Source organism: Patescibacteria group bacterium (assembly GCA_041671645.1).
Lineage (GTDB): Bacteria > Patescibacteriota > UBA1384 > XYA2-FULL-43-10 > 1-14-0-10-43-13 > JBAZBD01.
In genome coordinates, this window is the sequence record JBAZBD010000002.1 from 22,343 (window position 1) to 44,459 (window position 22,117).

Genomic DNA, 22,117 nt, shown 5'->3' on the forward strand with positions numbered 1-22,117 from the left:
AAATGCCGAGGTATTTTTGTTGTAATCAATAAATGTTTTGGTTTAGATTTAATCTATGCTTAATCCATTCAAGTTAGCCCAAGCATAACGGCACGAACTATAAGCGGTAGCGATTTGCACGCTATAGCGTTTAAACCGCTACCATATTTGACACAATTTTTTCAGGTTGGTATGCTCAGAACATGATATTGAATAAGAAACTCCAAACTTGGTCTAGCTACATCAAAGTTCTCTCCTAGGGAATCGCTTTAAAGTAAGCGATTTCCTTTTCGATCTGTCTTGCGGCAGATTTTTTGTTTGTTTCAAACACCTCATATGTGTGAGGTGTTTGAGTCACGAAAGGAACCCCATGTTTAATATGAAGAAGTTTGATTTATTGGTCTCTGTCTATATATTTTGTGTCGTTGCTTCGGAGCTGATGGGCGGCAAGACGTTCTACCTTTTCAGCATTGGCTCATACCATCTGAACGCCAGTGTCGCGATCCTGCTTTTGCCGTTCGTTTACACCATCAACGACGTCATCGTCGAAACTTTTGGCAAAGCGCGAGCCCAGAGTCTGGTCCGGTCCAGCATATTTGTTATTGTTCTGCTAGTACTTTTCTCCCTGGCGGCCACTGCATTGCCACCATCGACTCGGTTCTTGCCGACTGAAAAGGCTTATGACACCATCTTCAAAATCTCTATTCGTTTTTCTCTGGCTAGTCTGACCGCCTTTATCCTTGCTGAATTTGCTGATGTCTATATTTTCAGCAAACTACGCCAGAGGCTGGGCAAAAAGGTATTGTGGTTTCGTACCAATCTCTCTAATATTTTGTCTCAATTTATCGACACCTCCGTCTTCATGATTCTGGCCTTTTATGCCCTGGACAAATCATTGGGGGCTAATATGAGCTTTATCTTTAGCCTTGTTTTGCCCTATTGGCTGCTAAAGTGTCTAATGTCCCTTTTCGAGACGCCTTTTGCATATCTGGGTGTCGCTTGGCTGAGACGAGGGGATGGTAAAAATGAAGATTAACCCAATCAAAACGAGCATTGTCAGGCCTGGCGATAAACTTTTCGATATTTTTGATCAATTTATTTCAACTCTTACGGAAGGATCGATACTTGCTGTGACCTCCAAAATTGTTTCGATCTGCGAAGGCTCGGTCCTTTCCCGACAACACAACGAAAAGGACCTTTTAACAGCCAGAGAAGCCGACTATTATCTACCAACGAAAAATGCAGGCTTTGGCACAACATTGACAATTAAAAATAACATTTTAATTCCAAACGCTGGAATCGACGAGTCAAACGGCGGAGGAAACTACATTTTGTGGCCCAAAAATCCCCAGAAAAGTGCCAATCAAATTCGGCGATATTTGGTGAAAAGATTTAGGCTTGAAAGAGTCGGAGTCATTATCACGGACAGCAAGACTACGCCACTGCGTTGGGGGACGACTGGCATTGCGCTAGCTTATTCTGGCTTTTGTCCACTCAACAATTATATAGGGAAGCCTGACCTTGATGGCAGGGAAATGATGGCGACCAAGGCGAGCCTAGTCGACGGTTTGGCCGCCGCCGCAGTTCTAGTGATGGGGGAAGGCAGTGAGCAAACACCGATGGCAATGATGGAAAACCTGCCGTTCGTCAAATTTGTTTCGGCCGATCCAAACAAAAAGGAATTAGAGAGCCTAAATATTGAAGCCAAAGACGACCTTTATGGAGAATTATTAAACAGCGTTTCTTGGCAAACGGGTGGCAAGAAGCGCTAATCTTATCCCCAGAAAAGGTGGTTATCCACACTCAGATAATACCCAGATGGGGTATACTGTGGAAAGGCAGGGGTATCACTGCGGACAACTAAAGTTATCCGCAAATTATCAATTAAGTTGTCATTTCGACTCGACGTAGTCGGTGAAGAAATCTTCAAAATGAAACACCAATCATTATTCAATCGTCTCCGTCGTATTGAGGGTCAGATTCGTGGTATCGAAGAAATGACCGCCAACAACAAACCAGAACAAGATATCTTGATTCAATTAGAGGCGGCCAAATCTGCACTTGCCGCGGCCACAGTCAATTTGATCGAGGATATCGTCAAAGTCGATGGCGAAAGCGTCACCATCCCGGCCGACCAGGCCAGGGCTATTCTCAAAATCGTCAAAAAAAGTTAATCTTTACTTATGATTATTTTGAAAAATGAGAATTTAGTTCTTGAAATAAACCCGCTTGGTGGTGGCATCGCAAGATTTTATCGAGAAATTGATGGCGAGGTTACCGAATATATTTATGGTTATCAACGCGAAGAGGACAAAGCAGGATCGATGGGGGACGTTCTTTTCCCTTTCCCTGGTCGAGTTAAAAACTGTAGTTATTCGTTTGGCGGCCAGAACTATGTCTTATCTGGGCTCAGAATCAAGGACGGTCATGCCAATCACGGATTTGCCAAACAATCTGAATGGAAGGTTGCCAGCTCTACTGAGAATGAAGCGTGTCTAGAGTTTGAAATGAGAGCTGAGGAATACAAAGACAGGGGATTCCCTTTCTCTTTGCAATTAGGTCTAACTTACACTTTGAACTCGGACGGATTTGTCTGCCAGGCAGAGGTCAAGAATTTCGGCCAACACGAAGCGCCTTTTGGGCTTGGTTTCCATCCTTATTTTAGAGTCGGCGAGGTGAATACCTCAAAAATTAATTTGCCAGCGGATAAAATGATTGAATTCCAAAATCTCGAGCCAACTGGAAAATTATTATCAACCGATTCGGCACCTTTCGACCCATCCGGCGAAGAATTGCTCGGAGGGTCAGCTGTAGATAATTGTTTTACGGAATTAAATTTTTCCGAGGGCAGGGCCACAACAGAACTAATTTTTGATACTACAAAAATATCTGTATGGCAGGACAAGGACTTCCCATATCTCCAAATTTATTCCGCCGATACCTTGGCCGAACCTCACACCAGAAAGGCGATTGCGATCGAGCCACAGACTTGCACCGGTTTTGCCTTGAACCACCCTGAGATGGGCCTTATCACTTTAGGACCGGGTCAAGGCTGGCAAGGCTCTTGGGGTGTAGATATCTAGGGTTGGTGAACGCGTATTACTTTGTTATAATTTCCGAAGAGTTATTTAATATGGAAGGACAAAATGGCTGACGAAAAAAAGGTTACGGTTAGCGACGCTTGCATTAGTTGTGGGAGTTGCTTGACAGTAAATGATGAAGAAAAGGGTTTGGAATTATTCAGCCTTGAGTCTGGAATATCCGAATTCGTCTACAAGGGTGAAATCACCGAAGAAATTGAGAAACTGGTTGAGAAGGCTGCTGGCGAGTGTCCAGTCAATGCTATCGAAATCGAATAGTCAAAATTATTTAGAGATACGAAAAAGAGCCGGCATGACCGGCTCTTTTTCTATGTAGATCATCTATGGATATAAACTGGTGTGCCTATCTCGGTCCAGTTGAAGACCTGTTCTGCCTCACCGATACCCAGGCGGACACAGCCATGGGAGACTGGGATACCGAGGTGATCCTGGCCTTCTTTGTACCCGTTGGGCCATTCGGGCAGTTCATGCAAGCCGTATACACCGTCTTTGAATTCTTGCCAGAAAGGCATCCAAAGACCGTATGTGTTTGACCAGCGCTTTGGATCTTTGCTACCGATATGAAATGTGCCTTCTGGTGTAGGCATCGAAGCTTTGCCGGAGGAAATGGTGTGGCAAGAGACGACAGTGTTTGTCTCAATCTGACAAAGCTTTTGAGTTGAGAGATTGACATCAACATATTTTCCCTCAAACTTTCCTGGGATGATTCCCTCGGCAGGGTAAATTTTGACCTCTGCTGGATCCTGAGTGGTAACGGCCATCGCGACTATAGCCTTATTGTTGATCAATTGATTTTTTAAATCGGTCACCGCCTGATCCTTGTTTAGAGTAATGCCCGCCTTTCCTTCCCGTATTACACCGCCAGAGAGTGCATCAACTTGCTTGTCGACTTTTTTGACTTCAAAATTACCTGCGATATTGATGAGATAGGCTTTCACATTGCTTTCGTTGAGTCGAACTTTGTATGCGCCGTTGTCTGAGTAAAATTCAAGCCAATGGCCGATTTGAGTTTTGGTCGGAGAGTATGAAAGGTCGTTATAGGTGAAGGTAATCGTTTTGGCTAAATATGCTTCAGCACTACTTTTCGCGGCCGAGTAATCAAGAGTAGAAATTGTTGGGCTAGCAGGGACAGTCTCGAGCACAATGTCAGGAGCTTGCGCAAGGGCGTTTGTGATAAGGACATCTTTCAATGTGTCTATCTTCACTTTTTGGCCATTTGCGCTCTCGACGAGTTTGATCTCACCATTTTCGACTTTAATCGAGGCGTCAACCGGGTCAGAATTTAGCTGGTTGATACTAACCTCGACAAATTTCTGGAATTTGACATCATCGACATAAGGCACCCCAGAGATTTTGTAAGGGGAGTAGACAACCTTGACTGAACGAAAAAGGTTGCGGACAAAATTACCCTCTCTCCCGACCTGATATCCTTGCCTCGCAATTTCTATAAAGTCGAGGCTAAGGCCGGTGTCGAGATAAGTTGCCTTGATCTCTTTGGTATTGGCGACGAACTTGATTTCCTGATTTGTGATCTTGCTAAAGTTGCTCTTTAGGATTACCTCAGCTTGTTTTCTGGTCTTACCAGACAAATTGATCTCTCCGAAGAAAACATTTGGGTAAATCCGCTCTGCGTAGGCCCGCTGATAGAAAAATAGAGATGCACTAGCGGCCAACAAAACGCCTAAGACGACTAGCGCAGAAATGAGCAATTTTTTTCTTGAGTCCATTGTAAAATAGTTGTTACTTATAATGTATTAATTATACTGATCTTTCAACGATCTAGCAACATGGAATGGGGAATTATTGTAGATGTTAAACAAAAAAGGTCATGCCTCTGCATGATCTTTTTTGTGGTGGGCCCGGCAGGGTTCGAACCTGCGACCAATCGGTTATGCGTGCCAACACGGCTTTCGCCGCCTCTTTCGAGTTTATGGTTTGGACTGTCCCTTTACCCTTTTTGAGGGTATCTGCCGTCCAGTCTCTACACCTTCCTCCCGAGTTATCGGAAGGCTTGGCTCGGGATTGCCATCGGTTAAGAAGGTTTCCCCGAATTTGACAGATTATCACCCACCAGTTTCCCGATGGGCAGCCCCTTTAAAAATATGCGTATCCAATGTATAATTCGGTTATGAACGAAATCACTAACTGCATAGTTTGCAAAAAACTGCTGAAGGGCAGACAAACAAAATTCTGTTCTGCCATTTGCAAAAGTAAACTATTACAGAGCTATCCGTCGCAAAAGAAGCGTGGCCTTGCCCGAAAGCTTGATTTGATCAAAGCATTTGGGGGGCGTTGTTCTATTTGCGGTTATAGCCGAAATCTGGCCGTCCTAACATTCCATCATTCTCAATTTGAAAAAAGATTCAAATTAGATATGAGATCACTTTCGAACAGAAAACTGTCCGAAGTACTATCCGAAGCCAAGAAATGTATACTAGTCTGCCAGAATTGTCATGCTGAATTGCACAACCCAACATTGGATTTAGCTAATTTATTAAATGAAGCCGACTGCTCTAACCACTGAGCTACAAGCCCATAAATTCTAGCTGCTGCTCTTCTCAAGAGCCGTACTCAATATATCAATCAATACTCCCTTTTACAAGGGATTTTTTATTCTCCGATATCAAAGACTTATTTAGTAATTTAATTATTGAAAGACAATATTTTTAAAAAAAGACTTGACAAATCGTGCTGTAGTATGATATACTCATATAATTTCCAAAATGAGTATGAAAAAATCACACCAAAAATTTAAGTACATCCTTCCGACAATTGTCTTGACACTTGCCGTTTTTCCGCAGTTTGTCTTTGCTTCTGACATTACTTCGCAAAATGTTTTACTTTTAGTGAACAAGGAGAGAATAGATAGGGGCCTTATTCCACTCAGAGAAAATCAAAATCTTGCAAATGCCGCCGCTGCAAAATCGACTGATATGATCAATCGAAATTATTTTGATCACTACGCCTTCGGCCTCACGCCTTGGGATTTTATACTGTCGTATGATTACAATTACCTGTCGGCCGGTGAGAATCTGGCCATGGACTTCGAAACATCAGAAGGTGTTGTCAACGCTTGGATGAAATCTTCTTCCCACAGAGCCAATATCCTAAACCCTGATTTCCAAGACCTTGGCGTCGGCGTAGTCAAAGGCGCATATATTACCGAAACGGGGTCTCATGAGACCAAAATGGTGACCCAAATGTTTGGTCGCCACAAGTCAGTAATTGTACAAGCCTTCGATGACATTGTCTCGGCTTTCCAAAATATATTCTAAATAAATTAAAACGACTGCTAGGAGGCAGTCGTTTTTCTTATTGTGGATAAGTATGATTTTGTACGTCTAGAACTCAAGATATTAGCGTGATTGACTCTTCGCGAGCTTGCTATATACTTATTATCACGTAAGAGAAAGAAGCGGTTTATGGCGAAAAGTATGAAAAAGTATGACGCTATGGGCCAATTAAGCTGAATTTTCAAACGTTTTGGGCCTAAGCATTGGTTTGGGCTATCTCAACAAGTGGATTAATTTATTCTTGCCAGAGGGGTGCAGGGAATTTTTCAGTAAACGAACTATTTCTTTTTACTCTTTTGAAGGGAAGCAACTTTTTAATATTTAGGTAACTTTGGAGTGGATTTATGAAAAACTTTTTTAAAAAATTTCTAGTTTATATGGTCGCAACGGTCTTGGTTGTGCCATCCTGGCTAGTCTTAGACCTCCTGACGGTTCAGAAGGCAGGGGCCTTTGAAGCTGCTGATTCGATTGCGAATTACCTTGTGATATCGGAAGTGAAAACCACCAGCGGAACTGGACGTACTACCGACGAGTTTGTCGAGATTTACAATCCGACCAATGAAGGTATCGTTATGGCTAAGTGGAGGCTATCTAAACAGACTGCTTCTGGCGCCGAGAGTAATCTTGTAACTGATCTGAACGGGATGGTACCAGCCATGGGCCATTATTTGATCGCGCACAATGACTATACTGGTGCTATTTCACCCGACCAGATATACACAACCTCCAATAGTATCGCTAGCGATAACGCTGTGATTCTGTATTCAGATGCGGGTGACACAATAGTTGACAAAGTTGGTATCGGTCTAGCAAACAATTTTGAGGGATTGGCCGCGGTAAATCCTGGGGCAAACCAGTCGATTGAACGTAAATCTGGTGCGGCTCATGACGAATCACAGGGCAACGGCAGAGACACAGGCGATAATTCTACAGATTTTTTTCTTCAGGCAGTCCCAAATCCAGAGAACTCTTCTAGCGTTATCAAGAATACCAACACCGGTTTGGCCTATTCTGCAATTCAGTCTGCTCTTACTTCTGCTAGCGCCAGCGATATCTTGTCGGCGATCCCTGGAATCTATGCCGAGGCTTTGACAATTGACAAATCACTGACGGTCAAAAGTATCGGCTCAAGCTCTGTGTCGGTGAGTTCGATTGATTTAAAATCAACGGGTTTTTCATCTTCAACCTTGGGTACGGCTATAGTTAACGTCAGCTCGCCAGCCAAGGTAAGCGAAGGTGTAGCATTAGCGAAAACAGATGGAACAATTAATCTGCTAAGCGCTAGTTATCCGACAGACAGTCTTACAATCTCTAAATCACTAATTTTTTCTGCGGCAAACCCGATCGTGCTCAGCAGCTTGACATTGGATAAAGACATCCAATCAAAGAATGTTTCATGGTCAAGTGTCACAGTGAACTCCTCAGCTGACCCAAACTCAGCTTTCGTTCTACTATCTGCGACTGGTTCAATGAAATTGGGTACCGGTGATTTCAGCGCCAAGAATATTGTACTTGGCGGATTCCCTGAGACGATTTCTATTGATGGCAACTATCACACGGTTCACCAAATTGTGCTGGATCAGAAACTAACCATCAGCAAATTGAGTGCAGATCTGATCAGCGTCACACCAAAGGGAAGTATCCAAACGGCTATAGATACGATCTCAAATGAGGGGACAATTACAGTTGGCAAGGGTGACTACTCTGAGTGCCTTGTTTCGAGCGTGGATAAGGCTTACACAATCACAGGTGAACAGGGCCAGATGCCGGTATTGAATGTAGACGGCTCGACCAACCCAATTTTCTGGATCAAGGATGGCACTGTTCTCATTAATAATTTGAAGATGATTGATGATTTTGCCCCTACTATATACATTGACGGTGGCGCCAAACATTCGATCAAAAATAGCGTCATTCTTGGCGACTCTAGGGCGATTCACAATGTTTCTTCTGAGGCAGTCGACGCCGTAGCAAACTATTGGGGGGTCGGAGGTCCAGAAGCCTTAGGCGTTATTGTCGGGCCAGGCCTCGTGAGATATGCTCCCTGGTATACAGATGAGGGCCTTACTACCTTAAAAATTTCTCCTACTGTTACTGCTACTGGTTCAGAAATAACAGTAGACACAAAATTAACAACAGAGATTACTACTTCCAATGGGATTGAAGTATCGGTGGAAATTCCATCAGGTACTAAGATCAACGGCCCGACAAGTTGGGACGGCACAGTTTTGACTGGCAAAACGGCGGAATCAAAAGATGTGGCTATATCAACGCCGGGCAATATTCCGAGCAACCTCTCTGCTATCGAATTTGGCGCCGAGAGCAAGAGCCTGATTTTCTCAAATCCCATTAAACTTACGATCAAAAATAGCAGTGACAAGCTTATCGGTTTTGTCGGCACCGACGGCTTTGTTCCTATAACTACTATTTGCGATAGTTCCAGCGCTCCGACAAATATTGTCGGAAATGGCGAGTGCAAAATCGCATTTGGCACAGACCTGATTATCTGGACAAAACATTTCACTAAATTCGTGACCTACTCTGAGACAACCGTTTCGAATCCAATTTTTACCGCAGTTAGCACACTGAAATCTGATGGTAATTATTACATTCATGTTGAGTGGAAGGGGACTGGAGCTGATCAGTATCTGGTCAAGGTCAATAACCTTACCCAGGAGACAGTGACGGGGACAGCGACTGATGCGTTGATTACGTATTCTCGTGATTATAAGGTTTTGGATAATCAGAAATATTCAGTATTGGTCACCGCAAAAATTGGTCAGACCGAATCAGTCAATGGAGTCTCAAAGACGATAGAAACCCCGAAAATTGTCGTGGCTCAGACTGCGGTTACACAAACGATTGTGACTGAGGAAACCACTCCAAAGATTTCAGTCGCGCCTCAATTCGCAATTGCCGCTCCAGCTCCTGCCGAGACCAAGCCAGCTGTCCAGACTCCAAGCGATGATGACGGCATCATCAAGGGAGACGAAACTAGCGAGGAGTCACCTAGCACCAATTGGACTCCATGGATCGTCTTGTTCGCTTTGATCCTTCTGGCCGGTGCCGCCACAGGAGGCTACTTCTACTGGTTTTCTGGCAAAGAAGAAATGGAAAAAGTTGCCAAGGTTCAAGTTAGAGAAAAGACCCAAGTTTCAAAAAAAACGTCCTCAAAGGCCAAAAAGCCAACCAACAAAAAGAAACGTTGGTAGACTAAGCTGGCTATACGAAGAAATCCTCTGCTTTTTAAGCGGAGGATTTTTCGTTATAATAGGATTGTTAGACATAAATAATCGAGGGCAGGGTAGTGTTGAAAAAACTAAAAATTTTTGTTGAGCGATTGATCCCAATGTCTATGGGAAGTTTGGTCTTGTTTGTATTTATCATCTACCTTCTTTTCGTGGTGACAAAATCAATGACCTCGAATTATTATTCGAACAAAGATATTGAGGCTGAGGAGCAAAAACTGACAAACATGGAGGCTGAGATCATCAGCTTGAAAAATCAGATAGCTTATTATCACACTGCCACATTCAAGGATAGGGAAGCGAGAGAGAAACTTGGCTACAAGGCGGCTGGCGAGAGCGTTCTCATCCTGCCGATTGATAAGGAAGAAGAGAAGGCGGCTGACTCTGGACTCACGGACGTGGGAGTTGAGAAGCCAAACTATATCCTCTGGTGGGAATATTTCTTTGGCTAATATATCGGCCTTGACTTGAATAAACATTGAAAATTTGGTATTGTTAATCTCGTTTGATGCGGGGTGGAGCAGCCTGGTAGCTCGCATGGCTCATAACCATGAGGTCGTTGGTTCAAATCCAACCCCCGCTACCAAAATATTTTTTCAATTACTACTTTCCAGTTCTCATTTAATTGATAATTGAAAATTGATAATTGAAAATTTTTGTTTATGGCAGGGTAGCTCAGTTGGTTAGAGCACAGGACTCATAAGCCTGGGGTCGAGAGTTCAAATCTCTCCCCTGCTACCATATATACAATTATAAATTTTTTTTAGTTGTGATAAGATTCGAGCGGAAGGGCTCGTTTTTTTGAATAATTTTATGATTAAACATTCCCAAAAATCTATAACCGCCAGAGTCGAGAGGACAATTTCCGAAAATAGTCTCATTTTCCCGAACGAAAAAATTGTCGTGGCAGTTAGTGGGGGACCGGACTCGACGGCGCTACTAAATATTCTGCTCGGATTAAAAAACAAATTAAAAATTGATATTTTGGCTTGCCACTACAACCATCGTCTTAGGGGAGAGGCAAGCGAAAAAGATCAACAATTTGTCCAAAAATTTTGTCAGGAACGGGGGATTGAGCTCTTGCTCGGCACTTCCCCGGAAAAAAATAAATATAAAAATGAAGACGAGGCGAGAGAAGCTAGGTACGCTTTTTTCAAAAATATTTTGGAAGAGGGTAGAGGAGACAAAATCGCACTCGCCCACAATTTAAATGATTTGGCTGAAACTACGCTTCAGCGTATCGTGCGCGGCTCAGGTTTGAGAGGGCTCTCCTCTATCCCCATCTCGCGCGGCAAATTCATCCGTCCCCTGCTCTTCGTCAAAAGAAAAGAGATCGAAGCCTACATCTCGTCGCATAATATTGGTTTCTGCCTCGATCAAACGAATTTTGACAAAAAATTCCTAAGGAATCGTATCAGGTTGGAGACTCTCCCCCATTTGGAATCAATTAATCCCAATATTTTGGAAAGCTTGCTTTCGCTTAGCCAATCGGCAAAGAGTGATTATTCATATTTAGAGGCCAAAGCAACCGAGGCCCTATCGATTATTAGCCAGAAAAGATCAGATAATTCCATTACTATTGTTCGGTCAAAGTGGTTGGAATTGGACGAGGCGATGAGAACTATGACTCTTCGTCTGGCGATCGAAAAAGTGTCGGGTCTAAACGACATTTCTTACAAACAAATTGGTGAAGTACTCGATTTAATTGACAAAGGCGAAGGCCGTAAAAAGAAGATTCTCCCCCACTCGTTGCAGATCGAGCTGGAAGCTGGTAAAATTGTCTTATCAAAATTAGATTAATGGAGTTCGATAATGAAGACCACCTACAACCGCTCACTAATGGCAGTGATTATTATATTCGCCGCCCTCTATTTATTTGGCAGTTTCCTCTACTCCAAGCGTGAAGTAGTCAAGGATTCGTCGATCTCGGCTATCGCCGACCAAGTAGCTAAAGGCGAGATTTCCTCTGTCGGGGTCAAAGACAATTTGGTCACCGCTACGCTGAAAAATGGCCAGAAGGTCAAAGCTTCGAAGGAAGCTTCCGCTACTCTCAAAGATTACGGCATCACTCCAGACAAAGTCGAAATCAAAGTGAGCGATACGACTGGCTCGGTCGCTTGGCTTTCGGCTCTCTACACCATAGTGCCGATTCTTCTAATTGGCGCATTTATTTTCTTTATGATGAGATCAGCCCAGGGCGCCAATACTAAGGCAATGAACTTTGGCAAATCTCCGGCCAAGCTTTTCACCGGCAAGCAAAAGGTTACTTTCTCTGACGTGGCAGGTGCTGACGAAGCCAAACAGGAGTTATTTGAGGTAGTAGACTTTTTGAAAAATCCGAAGAAATACCGTGATCTTGGTGCAGAAATCCCACGCGGAGTATTGCTGGTCGGCTCTCCTGGCACAGGTAAAACCCTGATGGCCAAGGCCGTCGCTGGTGAAGCCGGTGTACCATTTTTCTCAATCTCAGCTTCAGAATTTGTCGAAATGTTTGTCGGTGTCGGTGCTTCTCGCGTCCGCGATCTTTTCCTAAAAGCCAAACGAAACGCTCCTGCCATCATATTCATCGATGAGCTAGATGCAATTGGCCGACAGCGTGGTTCTGGCCTTGGCGGTTCACATGACGAACGAGAACAAACGTTAAATCAGATATTGGTTGAGATGGACGGTTTTGAGTCCACTGACAATGTCATCATCATCGCGGCCACCAACCGACCTGATGTCCTGGACCCTGCTCTTCTCCGCCCCGGTCGTTTCGATCGTCAGGTCTATGTCGATCTTCCAGATCGCAAGGAACGCTTTGCTATTCTAGGCGTTCATACCAAGAGCAAACCGGTTGAAACGGGCACAAATCTAGAAAAAATTGCCGCTTCGACACCTGGATTTTCTGGCGCTGATCTTCGGAATTTGGCCAACGAAGCCGCTATCCTAGCTGCTCGCAACAATCAGAAGACTATTACACAGAAGGATCTGGCTGAATCGATCGAGAAGGTAATGATGGGGCCAGAGAAGAAAACTCGTGTCCTGTCGGACAAGGAACGCCGCATTACTGCCGTCCACGAAGCTGGCCATGCCCTTGTCAGCCATCTTCTGCCAAACGCTGATCCAGTCCACAAGATCTCAATCATATCCCGCAGAATGGCATTGGGCTTCACCTGGAACATGCCGCTAGAAGAGAGACGGCTCGAAAACAGAGCTCATTTTCTTGACGAAATTGCCACTCTCATGGGCGGAAGAGTCGCCGAAGAAGAATTCTTTGGCAAGGATAGCGTCACAACTGGCGCCTCCAATGATATGAAGAAAGCGACAGAAATCGCTCGCAAGATGGTGACTGACTTCGGTATGAGCGACAAGCTTGGCCCTCAAGTTTATGGTCACCGCGACGAAATGCCATTTCTCGGCAAAGAGTACACTGAGCACCGCAACTACAGCGAAGATATTGCCAAAACTATCGATGAGGAAGTTTCTCGACTGATCAAACAGGGCCAGGAGAGAGCCGATCAACTTGTCAAAACTCACAAGAAGATTATCGAAAATATTGCCGAAGGTTTGCTCAAGGAAGAGACCATCAACGAAGAAGAATTCCAGAAATATTTTCCTGAGGTCAAGACTGCGTCCAAGACAAAATAACGGAGCTAATCGATGAAGAGAATCGCCGCTTTCTTCTCCAAGGAGAATTCAATCCGTGGAGCCAGCATTATCCTGATTATTACTTATACTTTAAGTAACGTCCTCGGACTGTTCCGAGACCGATTTTTGACCAAGAATATTTCGACCTCTGACCTCGACATTTATTATGCCGCTTTTCGAATCCCAGACTTCATTTTTAACGTCCTAATCCTGGGAGCGATCACCTCCGCTTTTATCCCAATATTTTCAGATTTCTTGGGTATGAAGAAGAAAGAAGAGGGCTTCAAGGTTGCCAACTATCTGATCAATTTGGCTATTCTGACGATGCTAATCCTGGGAGTTATCTTCTTCTTTATTATGCCTTGGGCTATCTATTTGGTAGCTGATTTTGACGCCTCTAGAATGGCAGAGACAGTCAAATATTCTCGGATGTTGATGTTGCTTCCAATTTTCTTCTCACTTTCCTACATCACTGGCGGAATGCTCAACGCGATGAAACGCTTTGCCGCCTATGGTGTAGCGCCACTTGTTTATAATGTTTCAATCATCGCTGGAGCAATCTATCTAGCGCCTCGGTTTGGTCTGATCGGCGTCGTGGCCATGGTGATTGTTGGATCATTTTTACATTTCCTGATCCAATTTATCTCTGCCTATCAACTCGGGTATCGATACCGACCGATCATTTCCTTTACCGCTCCCCCGATCAAGCGGATTATCCGTCTCATGGTGCCCAGGACCATCAGCATGGGGTCAACTCAAGTGCTACTTCTTTTCTTTACTAGAATTGCCTCCGCCCTTGTGGCAGGTTCGGTCGCCGCTTTCAATCTGGCCAACAATATTGTGACTATGCCAGTCGCCGTTCTCGGTACTACTTTTTCGACTGCCGTCTTCCCAACCTTGGCCGCCAAGATTTCGGAGAACAAGCCGGAGGAATTTTACTTTTACCTCAATCGATCGCTTCGGGCGATCGGCTATGTCCTGATCCCATCAACTGTCATCTTTGTCTTGCTTCGCGCCCAAATCGTACGATTGATCTTGGGATCGGGCAAGTTTACATGGGAAGATACTAGGACCACTGCTTTAACTTTGGGTTTCCTCTCTATTTCGATCTTGGCCCAAGGGCTGATCCCAATGCTGTCCAAGGCTTTCTACGCTCTCAAGAATACTCGGACCCCAATGTTCATCTCCATCGCCACTATGATCGTGAGTGTGATCTTGGCCTGGCCACTTTCGAAGAGCTACGGCCTTGCTGGTCTCGCCCTGACATTTTCAATCGGCAATTTCTTCAATGCGATTGTCTTATTCTATTATCTTCAAAAGAGCTACAAGAAAGTGTTGGATCGAAATCTGCTCGGTTCCTATTTCAACGTCACAATAATTTCCCTGGTCATGGGTTTGACGATCTGGACCTCTGCCCATTTCCTGGCCAATTATGTCGACATGACGCGCTTTGTCGGAGTTTTGATCCAAGCTGGAGTCTCGGCTGGGATCGGAGTCATTGTCTTTTTGGGGCTGAGCTATATTTTCAAACTTGAAGAAATGAAGTGGGCATTCACACGGAGGATAAATGGAGAGACTAAGGTCGGGTAAAATCGGCAATCAACTTAAGCCCCATGAGAGCGTCACTATCAAGGGCGTATTTGTCTTTTTGTCTTTCATATTTCTGATTTTCCTCTCCTTCATTTTCTATCTCCGTTTCTCTGGATTTTCCCCTATGGTCGAAATCTATAAATTGAAAAAACCAGTCGTAAATTTCAACTTGGCCGATTACCTGACAGGCGAAGCCAACACGAGTATTTCGAAAAACTTTGAGATCAAGATCAACGAGGAACAGCTCAAGGAAACGATCAAACTCGGAGACAGGTTTATCGATCTCAAGAAGCCTGATATCAAAATCAAGCCAGAGGGCGTTATTATCACGGGCAAATCTAGCGGCGGATTTTTCGGTATCAATGTTGAGGTCCTAGCTATCCCTGAAGCTGACGCTGGGAAATTAAAATTCAAAATCAAAGAAATCAAAGCGGCCGGTGTCGTCGCTCCTCCTCGGATAGCCGATCCGTTGACTAGCCAGATCAATCTCGCTCTTCGAGATGTTGCTGTTCCGGAGGGCCTAACAGTCACAGAGGTGCGCACGATGACGGGCTATATTCTTGTCGAAGGCACCAAGAAGTGAACCTATGAAGGCATTTTTATTCTCTGATCTACATGTTAATTACAAGCAACTCAGCAATCTCTTGAAGTTTCTGGCGGGAAACAAAGAGATTGATTTTGTTATCTGCGCTGGTGACACCGTTAATATGGGGGAACCAGTTGGGTTTATGGAGACGTTTATAGATGTTATCGACAAAATAGGCAAACCCTTCTTCTGGGTGCCGGGCAACAACGATTTTGGTCGTGCATATTACAAATTGTCAGCCAAATACCCCTCGCTTGAGGGGAGAGTGGCCGAGGAGGGAGGCAGGAAATTTACTGGAGTTGGCGGTTCCCCTGCTTCTTGGGCTGGCCAGTATGCTGGCGAGAAATTAATCGACAAGCAACTAATCGGCGGCTCGATATTTGTCTCTCATGTTCCACCGCCAGGAGTACACAATTACCGTCACGAAGATTGTAACTCCCCCACCGCCAAAAAGCTTTCAGACTCCCCCCTCGTCCACATTTGCGGTCACGTCCATCATCAATGGGGTTGCGCTTATCTTGGTAGCACCAAGATTATCAAGCTCGCCGCCTTCGAATACGGCCAATATGCTATACTGGATTTAGAAAATTTGGCGGTAAAATTTAAACATTTCTAGGAGACTTATGAAAATTGTAATTTGCGCAAGCGTAGTTTTCTCAAAAGAGATAATCGGTATTACCGAGAAACTCGAAAAAGAAGGCCACACAGTCGATATTCCTTTTGTTACCAAACTGATCAGAGACAAAAAGATTTCTTTGGATCAATATATTGCCGACAAAGACAAAGAAGGCGATATCAAATATCGCGAGCAATATCGTGACCAAGTTGATATGATCAAGAGGTATTATGGGCTGATAAACGATTGCGATGCAATATTAGTCTTGAACTACGACAAAAAGGATATTCCAAACTATATTGGGGGCAGTGTTCTGATGGAGATGGGCTTCGCCTATGTTTTGGACAAGAAGATTTTTTTGTTAAATCCAATCCCAGAAATGTCCTATAGCGATGAATTAAAAGATTGCAAACCAATTGTTATCAGCGGCGAATTATCGAAGATAAAATAATCTTACCCAAGGAGTGCAATGAAACTAGGCGCGCATATATCATCTGCAAAACCATTTTCTGACTCGATTGTTCGAGCCAAGGAGATTGGTTGCGAATGCATGCAAATCTTTGCCAACCCACCTCAGAGGTGGAATCCGGTGCCAATCCCCGAAGACGAAATCAAGCGGTATTTAGAATTAAATCGTGAAGCCAAGATCTCGCCAGTAATTATCCATAGTATTTATTTGGTCAATTTTGCTTCAGAAAATCCATTTTATTACGAGCAGTCGATCAAGAGTCTGATTGATGATATGAAAAAATCATACTCTCTGGGTGCGCTTGGAGCGAACACTCATCTGGGCTCGACCAAAGGGGGAGATTTCAAAACTTTACTTCCCAAAATCACTGCCGCCATCAAACAAATCTTGGCCGAAACTCCAGAAGAATCCCATTTCATTATTGAAAACGCGGCTGGGGCTGGAAATATTATTGGCGATACAATCGATGAAATTGCCGAGATCAAAGATTCAGTCAATTCAACCAGAGTCAAAGTCTTGTTCGATACCGCCCATGCCTTTGAATCCGGATACAATCTGAAAGACGAAAAAGAAATTGATAATTTTATTGAAAATGTCGATAAACATATTGGCATTGAAAGTCTGGTTGGCTTTCACTTAAATGATTCAAAGACTGCATTTAATTCGAAGCGTGACCGTCATGCCGACATCGGCGAAGGCGAGATTGGGCTTGAGACATTCAAATATTTGTTAAACCACCCAAAACTAGAGGACAAATTTGGCATCCTGGAAACCCCACAAGACACAATGCCCTGGGCGGACCAGTTGAAACTTCTTAAGTCTCTCTAAAAGATAGCTTTTTGAGCTCAATTCTGTTATGATTTTTTGGCATGGAAAACAAAATTATCCAATCAAATATCCGCAACTTCTGCATCATCGCCCATGTTGATCATGGTAAGTCGACTCTGGCAGACCGAATGCTTGAGATGACTGGCACGATCCAGAAGAGGGACATGAAGGAGCAGCTCCTGGACCAGATGGACCTAGAGCGTGAACGCGGAATCACGATCAAGCTCGCCCCAGTTCGTATGAACTGGAAGGGTTTTGAGTTGAATTTGATTGACACTCCAGGCCACGTTGATTTTTCCTACGAAGTTTCTCGCTCATTGGCCGCTGTCGAGGGCGCAGTCCTGCTTGTTGACGCTAGCCAGGGAGTCGAAGCTCAGACATTATCTGTACTATATTCTGCAATTGAAAATAATCTGACCATTATCCCGGTACTGAACAAAATTGATCTTCCTGCCGCAAGGCCTGAGGAGGTATCAGAAGAAATCATCAAGATTTTGGGATGCAAAAAAGAAGATATCCTGATCGCTTCTGGCAAGACCGGCCAGGGCGTCGAAGCAATTCTCGACAAAGTAGCCGAATTGGTCCCGGCCCCAAGCGGAGAAGACAGCAAACCTCTCAAGGCCCTAATCTTTGATTCTATTTATGACTCCTATCGAGGAGTAGTCTCCTATCTTCGCGTTATGGATGGCCAGATCAAGAAAGGCGACAAATTTTTCCTGATGGAGACCAAAAGTGAGGGAGAGGTGATAGAAGCCGGCTGTTTCAAGCCGAAATTTGTCCCCCGCTCTCCCCTCTTCACTGGAGAAATTGGCTACATTGTGACCGGTTTTCGCACCGTGGCAGAGGCCAAGATTGGCGATACTATTACACTGAAAAATAATCCAACTGATTCTCCCCTACCTGGTTATCGCGAAGTTCTCCCGTCTGTATTTGCCTCAGTTTATTGCACTGAGGGAGACGATTATCCAGATCTAAAAGAGGCAATTGAGAAGCTAAAATTGAACGATGCTTCGCTTTCTTACGAGCCCGAGCGATCGGATGCGTTGGGCTTTGGTTTCCGTTGTGGCTTCCTGGGCCTTTTGCACCTTGATATCGTCAGAGAGAGGCTTGAGCGGGAGTACAACCTATCCCTTGTGATCTCCAGCCCATCGGTGCGCTACAAAATTATTCTAAACACTGGAGAAGAGCTAAATATCGAAAAACCAGGGGACTTGCCCGAGCCGGGACAATTTAGAGAGGTGAAGGAGCCATGGGTTAGCCTCGAAGTTTTCACCCCCAAGGACTATGTTGGCGGTTGCATGGACGTAATCCAGAAGAAAAGAGCGAACTTTATAAATCTCGAATATTTAGACGAGAGCCGAGCTATAGTCCGCTACGAAGTGCCACTGGCTGAAGTGATCATCGACCTTTATGATCAGCTGATGAGCGTCTCCAAAGGTTATGCTTCTATGAACTATGAAATGATCGAATACCGAGCTTCAGAACTTGAAAAACTCGAGATCATGATCAACTTAGAAAAAGTCGATGCCCTCTCCTTCATCACACACAAATCAAAATCATACGCTGAGGGTCGCCGAATCGTTGAACGCCTGAAGGAACTGATTCCAAGACAGAATTTCGAGATCAAGATCCAAGCCGCTATCGGGGCCAAAATAATCGCCTCCGAACGACTATCCCCATTCCGCAAAGATGTTACTGTCGGTCTCTACGGCGGTGACGTCACTCGCAAGAATAAGCTTCTGGACAAACAGAAAAAGGGTAAGAAGAAACTCAAATCTATCGGCCGAGTCGAAGTGCCGTCAGACGTCTTTATTAAGGTGTTGAGAAGCGAGTAAGTACAATCCTGCAGTTTTACTTCGTTTGATACTTTTTATCCTCGACCTCTTCGTGACTTTTCAGGCTAGACTTCAATCCGTTGAAGACTGGGGTGAGCATCAAATGAGTCGCGGCAATCATAAGGGGAGTTTTCTCTCCGGGGATAAAACACAATTGACGTTCGAGTTCGTCCGAATATTTGCTCATGTCATCATTATCCTGGGCTTCATGCTTAAAATGTTCAGTGTCGAAGCCGATAGCGACCAGACGAAGTTGGTCAGTGTTCTCGACCTGAAACGCGTGCTGAAGGCCATCAGCAGCCAGATATCCTTGGCTACTAACCACCCGTTTCAGATATTTAGAAGCGAAGTTTTCTAGCAAGCTTGATTTAATCAGAGAGTATTGTTCAAAAGTGAGCTCTTTCTCTTTCTTTTTGCCGAACCAGCGTTTCAATTTGGCTCCGAAAGTTTCTTCGGGGGCAGAGAATGCGACCATTTCATTTACCGCAGGATCGGTAAGCGTGTCCTTGGCTTCTGCCCTTATTTTTTCAAACTCTGGCCCAAATTGCTCTTTATTCGTTATAATTTGCTGTTGCAGAATGAATTTCGCTGTTTCTCCATCCAGAAGATCTCCAGCATGTTCATACACAACAAACTGGAAACCATCAGGAAAGCTGACAGAGCAGATTGGGCGCTCCCAGCGTAGCCCTAAGTGGTCGTGGTGCGTTTTACTGCAAGCGCTAACCAGATCTTTGGAAATCTCATATTCTTGCTCCGCTGACATTGCGCCAGCGGATGCTTTTAAGTCGTGACGGCCGGTTCTTTTCTCTTTCAATATATATTTTTTTCCACCCGCTTCGAGAAGAAAGGTCCTGTTCCTGTAAGATGTTGGCGTTCGTTTTTCCCAAACTCGAGGGTCGAATAACTCGCTAGGAACACGACCTCCGTCAGCTGTATTGGCTAAGATTTTAATTCCGCTAGGCAGGATAAACTCGTCATCTCCTTCGGGGATTTTATCCTTGTTCTCTAAAAGTTCTGCTTCTAGGGCGAGTAATTTGAGATCACGGGCAAATTTGTAATGGCTAATTGCGGATGTTGCCTCCGGTCCTGTAATCTTATCATGGTAAAAGCCATGTTTGATCTTATGCCGAACATTGTTGATTCGGTTCTCTTCCTCCTCCGGGGAGGTGGTCTCTTCTTGGCTGATCGTTTCCATGAGATCATCTGTGCCTGAACCGTAAAATTGGTCGCCTATCCTATGCTCTGGTACGGAGGGGAGATCAATGAATTTCTTGTTCTCGTTATATCTATCTGTAATCCTTGCCGTTCTTTGGCTCTCTATAACCAATTTCCCCAAGAGTTCTCTAGGAAGATCTTGAGAGAGTGGCTTGTCGGCATATTCAATCAAAATATGACGGACATTTGAGTTGTTTGAGGCTTCTCTGTGAATAATCTCCAAAATCATATGCCAGTTTCGCTCTAGCTTGTCAGCGGTAATATTTGGTAAATCTTGTTTTTTGATTACAGGTTCGGGCGCCTCTTCTGGCTGGGGATTGCCCAAAACTTTCGCCTCCTCGCCCTCCGGCAGGATGGCCTCTCCAATGCTATTATGATCTATGAATTCTTTTGACATATTGCTACTAGTTTACCATAGTGAAACTTCGTCAAAAAGGCCAAGAAAAAATTGAAATCTATCGGCCGAGTCGAAGTGTCCTCCGATGTCTTCATCAAAGTCTTCCGAAGCGAATGGATTGATTTAATTATTGTTGGATGCAATAATAATTTCAAATAGTAATTTACTCGAGGGGACATGAACAAAAAAACTCTGATAAGGTTGCTATGGATCGGTAGTCTAATTGCTGTAGCGGCCCTGGTCTATTTTTTGGTGCCAAGATTCAAGGCCGACGTTTCGATGATGGCAATAAATGAGAGCAAAGCTTCTTTCATGACAGCTGCGGGATTTGACAAGATAGACGATGGCAAGCTAGTGATGTTATCTGGTATAGATAATCCAACAAATCTTGGCGACAACAAAATTTCAGGTATAAATGGTAACGAAATAACTATCGGATCAGGCGGGACCACTATCTTCCCATCGCCCAAGAATATGGTCACCTATATCGACAAAAAATTGGCCGTTCGGCTAGTCGATACAAACAACAACCAAGCAAATGAAGCACAGAAGATATCCTCAAGCGTTTCGAGCCTTGCCGAAAATGGCGAAGATGTCCGAGTCATCATCAAGCTAAAAGAGGATAAGACTAGCTATGCTTCAACAAACTCAGTAGCAGAGAACAAAACTGCCATTGATCAGACCAAAACTACAGCAACACAGATAGACAGTCTGATCGGAGGAGACGGCGATGTTACAAAAAATCTCTCTATCGTTAACAGCGTCGCCGCGACCGTAAACCAAAAGGCTTTAGAAAAAATCCAGGCAGATAGTCGAGTAGAAAGCGTTATCGAGGATGCAAAGATTAGCTCCTCGCTAGATACATCAGTCGGGCAAATTCAGGCTGACAAGACTTGGGGTGTGGTCACAGACGGCACACAAATCACAGGCAAGGGCATGCGTATCGCCATCATCGATACTGGCGTTGACTATTCTCATGCTGATCTGGGCGGTTGCCTTGGCGCAAACTGTAAAGTCATCGGTGGCTACGACTTTGTAAGTAATGACAACGACCCAATGGATGACCAGGGTCACGGCACACATGTGGCAGCAACCGCTGCCGGCAAGGGTCTCCTGAACGGTGTCGCTCCCGACGCAAGCATCATCGCCTACAAAGTTCTTGATCAAAATGGCAGTGGTTATAGTTCAGCCGTGATACAAGCTATCGAAAGATCAGCAGACCCAAATGGTGATGGGGATACCTCTGATCATGTCGATGTCGCTTCGATGAGTCTTGGTGGGCCTGGAGGTGCCACTGACCCTTCGAGCCTAGCTGTCGACAAAGTCAGCG

19 protein-coding genes and 2 tRNA genes are annotated in these 22,117 nt (G+C 44.5%); 19 read left to right on the plus strand and 2 right to left on the minus strand.

Going from position 1 to position 22,117, the window contains the following annotated elements; translation table 11 throughout:
- Nucleotides 1–349 precede the first annotated feature (349 nt).
- The 5 genes from WC227_04595 to WC227_04615 all read left to right on the plus strand — a co-directional run bounded on the left by WC227_04595 (nt 350) and on the right by WC227_04615 (nt 3,338).
- The gene (locus WC227_04595; protein MFA6963954.1) at nt 350–1,015 is read left to right on the plus strand and encodes a queuosine precursor transporter; all 666 of its coding nucleotides are present in this window, start codon (nt 350–352) and stop codon (nt 1,013–1,015) included.
- Nucleotides 1,005–1,751 (plus strand): coenzyme F420-0:L-glutamate ligase, encoded by a 747-nt coding sequence (locus tag WC227_04600; GenBank protein ID MFA6963955.1) that lies wholly within the window; start codon nt 1,005–1,007, stop codon nt 1,749–1,751. Before WC227_04595 ends, WC227_04600 begins: the two co-directional genes overlap by 11 nt.
- A gap of 159 nt (nt 1,752–1,910) precedes the next feature.
- A complete protein-coding gene (locus tag WC227_04605) occupies nt 1,911–2,153 on the plus strand; it encodes a metal-sensing transcriptional repressor (GenBank protein ID MFA6963956.1) in 243 nt (80 codons plus the stop codon).
- A gap of 9 nt (nt 2,154–2,162) precedes the next feature.
- Nucleotides 2,163–3,062 carry a hypothetical protein gene (locus tag WC227_04610; protein MFA6963957.1) on the plus strand — a complete coding sequence of 300 codons (900 nt, stop codon included), beginning with the start codon at nt 2,163–2,165 and terminating at the stop codon, nt 3,060–3,062.
- A 63-nt stretch (nt 3,063–3,125) separates the two neighbouring features.
- Nucleotides 3,126–3,338 carry a ferredoxin gene (locus WC227_04615; protein MFA6963958.1) on the plus strand — a complete coding sequence of 71 codons (213 nt, stop codon included), beginning with the start codon at nt 3,126–3,128 and terminating at the stop codon, nt 3,336–3,338.
- A gap of 59 nt (nt 3,339–3,397) precedes the next feature.
- Here the strand turns inward: WC227_04615 and WC227_04620 are convergent, their stop codons facing one another.
- Entirely contained in the window at nt 3,398–4,807 is a 1,410-nt protein-coding gene (locus tag WC227_04620; protein MFA6963959.1) for a L,D-transpeptidase family protein, read from the minus strand.
- Nucleotides 4,808–5,809: 1,002 nt separating this feature from the next.
- On the opposite strand from WC227_04620, the gene WC227_04625 reads away from it, so the two are divergent.
- From WC227_04625 to lepA, 13 genes are all read left to right on the plus strand, one after another.
- On the plus strand, nt 5,810–6,355 hold the full coding sequence (locus WC227_04625; protein MFA6963960.1) for a CAP domain-containing protein: 546 nt from the start codon (nt 5,810–5,812) through the stop codon (nt 6,353–6,355).
- A 362-nt stretch (nt 6,356–6,717) separates the two neighbouring features.
- Entirely contained in the window at nt 6,718–9,585 is a 2,868-nt protein-coding gene (locus WC227_04630) for a lamin tail domain-containing protein (protein MFA6963961.1), read from the plus strand.
- Between the two features lie 98 nt (nt 9,586–9,683).
- On the plus strand, nt 9,684–10,073 hold the full coding sequence (locus tag WC227_04635; GenBank protein MFA6963962.1) for a septum formation initiator family protein: 390 nt from the start codon (nt 9,684–9,686) through the stop codon (nt 10,071–10,073).
- Nucleotides 10,074–10,130: 57 nt separating this feature from the next.
- Nucleotides 10,131–10,207 (plus strand) — tRNA-Met (locus WC227_04640).
- A gap of 78 nt (nt 10,208–10,285) precedes the next feature.
- A tRNA-Met gene (locus tag WC227_04645) sits at nt 10,286–10,362 on the plus strand.
- A 72-nt stretch (nt 10,363–10,434) separates the two neighbouring features.
- A complete protein-coding gene (gene tilS, locus WC227_04650) occupies nt 10,435–11,421 on the plus strand; it encodes a tRNA lysidine(34) synthetase TilS (protein ID MFA6963963.1) in 987 nt (328 codons plus the stop codon).
- Between the two features lie 12 nt (nt 11,422–11,433).
- Nucleotides 11,434–13,251, plus strand: coding sequence for an ATP-dependent zinc metalloprotease FtsH (ftsH, locus tag WC227_04655; GenBank protein MFA6963964.1), 1,818 nt, complete (start codon nt 11,434–11,436; stop codon nt 13,249–13,251).
- Nucleotides 13,252–13,263: 12 nt separating this feature from the next.
- A complete protein-coding gene (murJ, locus tag WC227_04660) occupies nt 13,264–14,841 on the plus strand; it encodes a murein biosynthesis integral membrane protein MurJ (GenBank protein ID MFA6963965.1) in 1,578 nt (525 codons plus the stop codon).
- On the plus strand, nt 14,819–15,424 hold the full coding sequence (locus WC227_04665; GenBank protein ID MFA6963966.1) for a hypothetical protein: 606 nt from the start codon (nt 14,819–14,821) through the stop codon (nt 15,422–15,424). The genes murJ and WC227_04665 overlap by 23 nt, the downstream gene beginning before the upstream one ends.
- 4 nt (nt 15,425–15,428) lie before the next feature.
- A complete protein-coding gene (locus tag WC227_04670; protein MFA6963967.1) occupies nt 15,429–16,043 on the plus strand; it encodes a metallophosphoesterase in 615 nt (204 codons plus the stop codon).
- A 7-nt stretch (nt 16,044–16,050) separates the two neighbouring features.
- Nucleotides 16,051–16,494 carry a hypothetical protein gene (locus WC227_04675; protein ID MFA6963968.1) on the plus strand — a complete coding sequence of 148 codons (444 nt, stop codon included), beginning with the start codon at nt 16,051–16,053 and terminating at the stop codon, nt 16,492–16,494.
- 18 nt (nt 16,495–16,512) lie between these two features.
- On the plus strand, nt 16,513–17,340 hold the full coding sequence (locus tag WC227_04680; GenBank protein ID MFA6963969.1) for a deoxyribonuclease IV: 828 nt from the start codon (nt 16,513–16,515) through the stop codon (nt 17,338–17,340).
- A 41-nt stretch (nt 17,341–17,381) separates the two neighbouring features.
- Entirely contained in the window at nt 17,382–19,175 is a 1,794-nt protein-coding gene (gene lepA / locus WC227_04685) for a translation elongation factor 4 (GenBank protein ID MFA6963970.1), read from the plus strand.
- A 16-nt stretch (nt 19,176–19,191) separates the two neighbouring features.
- Here the strand turns inward: lepA and WC227_04690 are convergent, their stop codons facing one another.
- The gene (locus WC227_04690) at nt 19,192–20,787 is read right to left on the minus strand and encodes a hypothetical protein (GenBank protein MFA6963971.1); all 1,596 of its coding nucleotides are present in this window, start codon (nt 20,785–20,787) and stop codon (nt 19,192–19,194) included.
- Nucleotides 20,788–20,964: 177 nt separating this feature from the next.
- On the opposite strand from WC227_04690, the gene WC227_04695 reads away from it, so the two are divergent.
- On the plus strand, nt 20,965–22,117 hold a 1,153-nt coding region (locus WC227_04695), incomplete at its 3' end, for a S8 family serine peptidase (protein MFA6963972.1).

What these genes read in the sequence shown, in the direction of transcription:
- WC227_04595 (MFA6963954.1), top strand. Translation starts at nt 350, where the DNA reads ATGTTTAATATGAAGAAGTTTGATTTATTGGTCTCTGTCTATATATTT.
- WC227_04600 (MFA6963955.1), top strand. Translation starts at nt 1,005, where the DNA reads ATGAAGATTAACCCAATCAAAACGAGCATTGTCAGGCCTGGCGATAAA.
- WC227_04605 (MFA6963956.1), top strand. Translation starts at nt 1,911, where the DNA reads ATGAAACACCAATCATTATTCAATCGTCTCCGTCGTATTGAGGGTCAG.
- WC227_04610 (MFA6963957.1), top strand. Translation starts at nt 2,163, where the DNA reads ATGATTATTTTGAAAAATGAGAATTTAGTTCTTGAAATAAACCCGCTT.
- WC227_04615 (MFA6963958.1), top strand. Translation starts at nt 3,126, where the DNA reads ATGGCTGACGAAAAAAAGGTTACGGTTAGCGACGCTTGCATTAGTTGT.
- WC227_04620 (MFA6963959.1), bottom strand. Translation starts at nt 4,807, where the DNA reads ATGGACTCAAGAAAAAAATTGCTCATTTCTGCGCTAGTCGTCTTAGGC.
- WC227_04625 (MFA6963960.1), top strand. Translation starts at nt 5,810, where the DNA reads ATGAAAAAATCACACCAAAAATTTAAGTACATCCTTCCGACAATTGTC.
- WC227_04630 (MFA6963961.1), top strand. Translation starts at nt 6,718, where the DNA reads ATGAAAAACTTTTTTAAAAAATTTCTAGTTTATATGGTCGCAACGGTC.
- tilS (MFA6963963.1), top strand. Translation starts at nt 10,435, where the DNA reads ATGATTAAACATTCCCAAAAATCTATAACCGCCAGAGTCGAGAGGACA.
- ftsH (MFA6963964.1), top strand. Translation starts at nt 11,434, where the DNA reads ATGAAGACCACCTACAACCGCTCACTAATGGCAGTGATTATTATATTC.
- murJ (MFA6963965.1), top strand. Translation starts at nt 13,264, where the DNA reads ATGAAGAGAATCGCCGCTTTCTTCTCCAAGGAGAATTCAATCCGTGGA.
- WC227_04665 (MFA6963966.1), top strand. Translation starts at nt 14,819, where the DNA reads ATGGAGAGACTAAGGTCGGGTAAAATCGGCAATCAACTTAAGCCCCAT.
- WC227_04670 (MFA6963967.1), top strand. Translation starts at nt 15,429, where the DNA reads ATGAAGGCATTTTTATTCTCTGATCTACATGTTAATTACAAGCAACTC.
- WC227_04675 (MFA6963968.1), top strand. Translation starts at nt 16,051, where the DNA reads ATGAAAATTGTAATTTGCGCAAGCGTAGTTTTCTCAAAAGAGATAATC.
- WC227_04680 (MFA6963969.1), top strand. Translation starts at nt 16,513, where the DNA reads ATGAAACTAGGCGCGCATATATCATCTGCAAAACCATTTTCTGACTCG.
- lepA (MFA6963970.1), top strand. Translation starts at nt 17,382, where the DNA reads ATGGAAAACAAAATTATCCAATCAAATATCCGCAACTTCTGCATCATC.
- WC227_04690 (MFA6963971.1), bottom strand. Translation starts at nt 20,787, where the DNA reads ATGTCAAAAGAATTCATAGATCATAATAGCATTGGAGAGGCCATCCTG.